General features: G+C 60.4%; 5 protein-coding genes. All 5 read right to left on the bottom strand.

Annotated features, from left to right (window positions below):
* Positions 1–93: 93 nt before the first annotated feature.
* Entirely contained in the window at positions 94–1257 is a 1164-nt protein-coding gene (locus VIW95_RS01995; protein ID WP_331583497.1) for a sigma-54 dependent transcriptional regulator, read from the bottom strand.
* Positions 1258–1464: 207 nt separating this feature from the next.
* A complete protein-coding gene (locus VIW95_RS01990) occupies positions 1465–2271 on the bottom strand; it encodes an HAD family hydrolase (protein WP_331583495.1) in 807 nt (268 codons plus the stop codon).
* A gap of 3 nt (positions 2272–2274) precedes the next feature.
* A complete protein-coding gene (locus VIW95_RS01985; RefSeq protein ID WP_331583493.1) occupies positions 2275–2721 on the bottom strand; it encodes a peroxiredoxin in 447 nt (148 codons plus the stop codon).
* A gap of 432 nt (positions 2722–3153) precedes the next feature.
* Positions 3154–3639 carry a tetratricopeptide repeat protein gene (locus VIW95_RS01980; protein WP_331583491.1) on the bottom strand — a complete coding sequence of 162 codons (486 nt, stop codon included), beginning with the start codon at positions 3637–3639 and terminating at the stop codon, positions 3154–3156.
* Between the two features lie 49 nt (positions 3640–3688).
* Positions 3689–4059, bottom strand: a 371-nt coding sequence (locus tag VIW95_RS01975; RefSeq protein ID WP_331583489.1) for a type II secretion system F family protein, incomplete at its 5' end; no start/stop codon positions are given.

Genomic DNA, 4059 nt, shown 5'->3' with positions numbered 1-4059 from the left:
CGGCAATCGCCGCGAACAGTCGCGCGCGCGCTTTCATCGGAACGAATTCTTAACGAAGCGATAGGAGTTTGCCAGTGGCAGAGCGGGCGCGGATCAGAGTGTTGGCTGGACGGAGAGGCGGTGCGGATTCTCAGCGATGCCGTACCGGGTGAGCATCCGGTAGAGCGTCGAGCGTGAGACGCCGAGCAAGTCGGCGGCGCGGCGTCGATTTCCTTCAGTCTCTTCGAGCGAGCGGACGAGGGTCTTCTTGATAACGTCATCGAGCAGGAACCCCAGCGGCTCCGAGCCGAAATCTATCTGCGGCGTGTGATGCGCGACCGGCGCAGGATCGTGACCGTTGGCGGGCGATTCAGCTGGCCGGTTCAACAATTCGGCGCCGGTCCCGTCCACGACCTGTTCGGGGAGATCGGTGATAACAATACGGTTGTTCTCGCTCAAAATAACTGCGCTTTCGATTGCGTTGGAGAGTTCGCGGACATTTCCCGGCCATTCATACGCGCATAGAACGTCGATGGCAGCACGGGAGATTTCGGAGACGACTTTGCCGAACAGGCGATTGTATTGTTCGATGAAATATCCGATGAAGGCCGGAATGGCCTCACGGCGCTCGCGCAACGGCGGAATAAAGATCGCCGCTGCGGTCATGCGGAAGTAAAGGTCGTCGCGAAACGTTCCCGCTTTGACCATCGCGCGCAAGTCGCGATTGGTCGCCGCGACCAGCCGCAGATTAACCTTGTAGCAATGCGACGAGCCGACCGGCTGAACTTCGTGCGTCTCGACCGAGCGCAACAACTTGGGCTGGAGCTTGAGCGGCAACTCGCCGATCTCGTCCAGGAACAGCGTGCCGCCGTTGGCCGAGCGGAAGTAGCCCTGCGACTCGTCGCGCGCGTCGGTAAAGGCGCCGCGTACATGACCGAATAACTGCGACTCGGCCAGCGATTCGACCAGATTAGAGCAGTTCAGCGTCACGAACGGACCGTTTGGAACGGGCCCCAACGTATGGAGTGCGCGCGCGACCAGTTCCTTGCCAGTTCCCGACTCGCCCGAAATCAGCACGGTCGCCTTGTAGGGACTCAGTTGCGATACCGACTTGAGGACTTTGCGCACCTGCGCCGAACGTACGACCATACCGCCGAGCCGGTCCGCGCTGTGCACGAGGTGGGCGAGCGACACCATCTCGCCTGGGCCGTCTCCGTTGGCGGCAGTCGGTGATGCGGGCTGAGTTCCTGGGGCCGGCTGAGTGTCGTCGTACTGCACCAATCCTCCGTCTTCGGCCTGCTATGGCAGGTCAATGACTGTGTTCAGAGCAAAGGATGGGCCATCGTCGCGGATTCGGCACACTCGCTGAACGATTGTCTGCAATAGGCACAGACGCGCAGGCAACCCCGCGGGGGGTGGATACCGCAACTCGGCGCCAAAGAGCGGGCGGGATGCGACATTGGTTTGCCGCTACCTGGCTGCCGGTTAGTCAACGGGCAGCAATATCGTGGGCAAATCGCGCAGGTCGGTGAGCACAAAATCGGGAACTGGATGACTGTCGGTCAGCGTCCGATTGTAGCGATTGATCCAGATTGTCCGGATTCCGGCGTCGCGCGCGCCGGCGACATCGCGATTGAGGCTGTCGCCGATCATTACTGCTTCGTGCGCGGCGACTTGCAACCGTTGCAACGCCAATTGAAAGATCCTGAGGTCGGGTTTTCCGAATCCATGATCGCCTGAGATGACGATCGTTTCGAAAAAGCTGGCGAGGTTCGAACCGGCTATTTTGGCGCCCTGGATATCGGGCGCGCCGTTGGTGATTAGCCCGAGCCGGAAATTTTTCTTTAAGTGATGGAGCACCTGCTCCGACTCCGCAAACACGACGTGGCGGCGGCTTCGATCGATCGCAAAAAATTCGGCGAGCTCAGCGGCTAGTGCGTGATCGTCGATGCCGACTTCCGCCAGCGCAGCCGACCATGAACGCAACCGATAGGTGGGCATCCATTGGCGGAGCTGCACGAGCGAGGGATCGTCGCCGCTGAACGAACCCCACAGCGCTTCGCGCGCGCTGATGCCGATGTCGCGGCAGTAGTCGATCAGCGGGCCGGCGAGAAACAGCTCGCGCGAACGCTTGCGCAAAGCGGCCAGCAGCGCGACTCGATCGACGCCGCGGCGAACCTGCGCAATCTCGCCGGCGGCCAGCGCGGAGGCGTCGTTGGAGGTTTCTTCTTCGATCAACGTTTCGTCGAGATCGAAGATGACGGCGCGGACTTTCATCGGCGGGTGCGGCATCGATCAAATGCCAAGAACGTCGGCCAAGACGCGGGCCGGATGGTCGCGAGGATCGACCTGGGCGTAAACCCGTTCGATCGCACCGTGTTCGTCGATGAGGAAACTCACGCGATCGGGATATCTCGCGTTCGCATCCGAACAAGCGCCGTAGGCAAGCGCGACGGCGCGATCCGGGTCGCTCAGCAGCGTGAATGCAAATTCGTGCCGGCGGGCGAAGGCAGCACTGTCTTCGATTGAGTCGAAGCTCACGCCGACGACGCGGATGTTGTTTTCGTCGAAGTACGACTGATGGTCGCGAACGCCGCGGCCCTCGAGCGTGCAGCCGGGCGTATTAGCTTCGACGAAGAACCACAGCAGAACCTTGGCGCCGCGAAGATTTTCCAGCGAGAGCGTTCCGCCGTCGTGCGCGGCGAGCGTGAAATCAGGCGCTGGCTCTCCGACTTTGATCATCTCAATCAACCCGGTTCGATTCGGTCGATGATTCGGCACTGGTTCAGTTTGAAGTTTGTTCGTTGGAAGCCCATTTTCGCAGACCGCAATGAGGACAATGTCGCGCAAAACCGTTGACACCCCCAAGCCTAGTTCGGAAAAATCGCTTTTCGCATCGTGGACAGCGAAATTCTCCCCAGTAGATAGTTGCCGCAGCAAAGGCCGCCATCCATGCGCCAAAGAATATCGTCGGAGAACTGCGTTCCGCGAGACCGGGAGATAGCGAATCCAATGCAAACCCGATGAGTATGATTGCCGGTATCAAGCCCAGGAGCAGCAACCACCATAGACGATTTCGTCTCCGAAGGCTCCGCCATTGATCATCGTAGTTCATCGCGAGCTGCTTTCCAGCCCAATTAGTCAGGCTTTAAAACTGAACCAGTGCGCGACGGTTCAATTCAACATTGCGCGGAGTTGCGCCAGCGCGGACGCACAAGTCGGATCGCCGGGCGCGAACGCGAGCGCGCCTTCGAATTCGTCGATCGCGCGTTTCACCATTCCCTTGGCAGCGTAGATTTTACCCAGGTTCATGAAAGGGAAGTGCCGCGGATCGTAGCGCGGCGCAGTCTTGGCTTTCTCGAGCCACGGGATGGCCCCGTCGAGATCGCCCTTGGCGATCATATAGGCGCCGATATCGTTGTACGGATTGCCAAACGCGGGATCGACTTCGATGGCGCGGCGGCATTCGGCGATGGCGTCGTCGATGCGGCCCATTCCCTCGAACGCCCATCCGCGAAATGTGTAGGCCTCGGCGGTCGGGAAGACCTCGATAGATTTTGTGTAGAGCTCGACCGCGCGCTCGAGATCATGGTTCATGTGAAAGCGCATCGCCTCGTTCCACAATTCGAGGGCGCGGGTGCGCGGTTCCGAATCAGCCATGATCGATCGGTTATTGTGCTGCTGCGCGCGCGTCAAGAGCGAGGGTTGGCTACTGCGTGTGGACTGAAGTGAGGGCGCGCATTATCTGAATCATCGCGGGGCCGACGATCACGCTCATCATCGCGGGCAGAATGAACAGCACGAGCGGAAAGAGGATCTTGACCGTGGTTTTGGCGGCGGCTTCTTCGGCGCGCAGGCGGCGCGTGGTGCGCATCGTGTCCGAGATCGAACGCAGAGCGGGGCCGATTTGCGCGCCGAGCTTTTCGCTTTGCACCAGCGTAGCGGCAAGCGGCTTGACGTCATCGACCGCGGTGCGATCGGCGAAACTCTTGAGTGCCTGCCCGAGCGAGCTGCCAGCGGAGAGCTCGGCAGACACCATCGACAGTTCGGCGCCTATTTCCTCCTTTTGGCGCGCCGATT

It is taken from the genome of Binatus sp. (SeqCode), assembly GCF_036522015.1.
GTDB lineage: Bacteria > Desulfobacterota > Binatia > Binatales > Binataceae > Binatus.
Note: the sequence above shows the minus strand (reverse complement) of the source record. Positions and strands in the feature narration are given on the sequence as shown.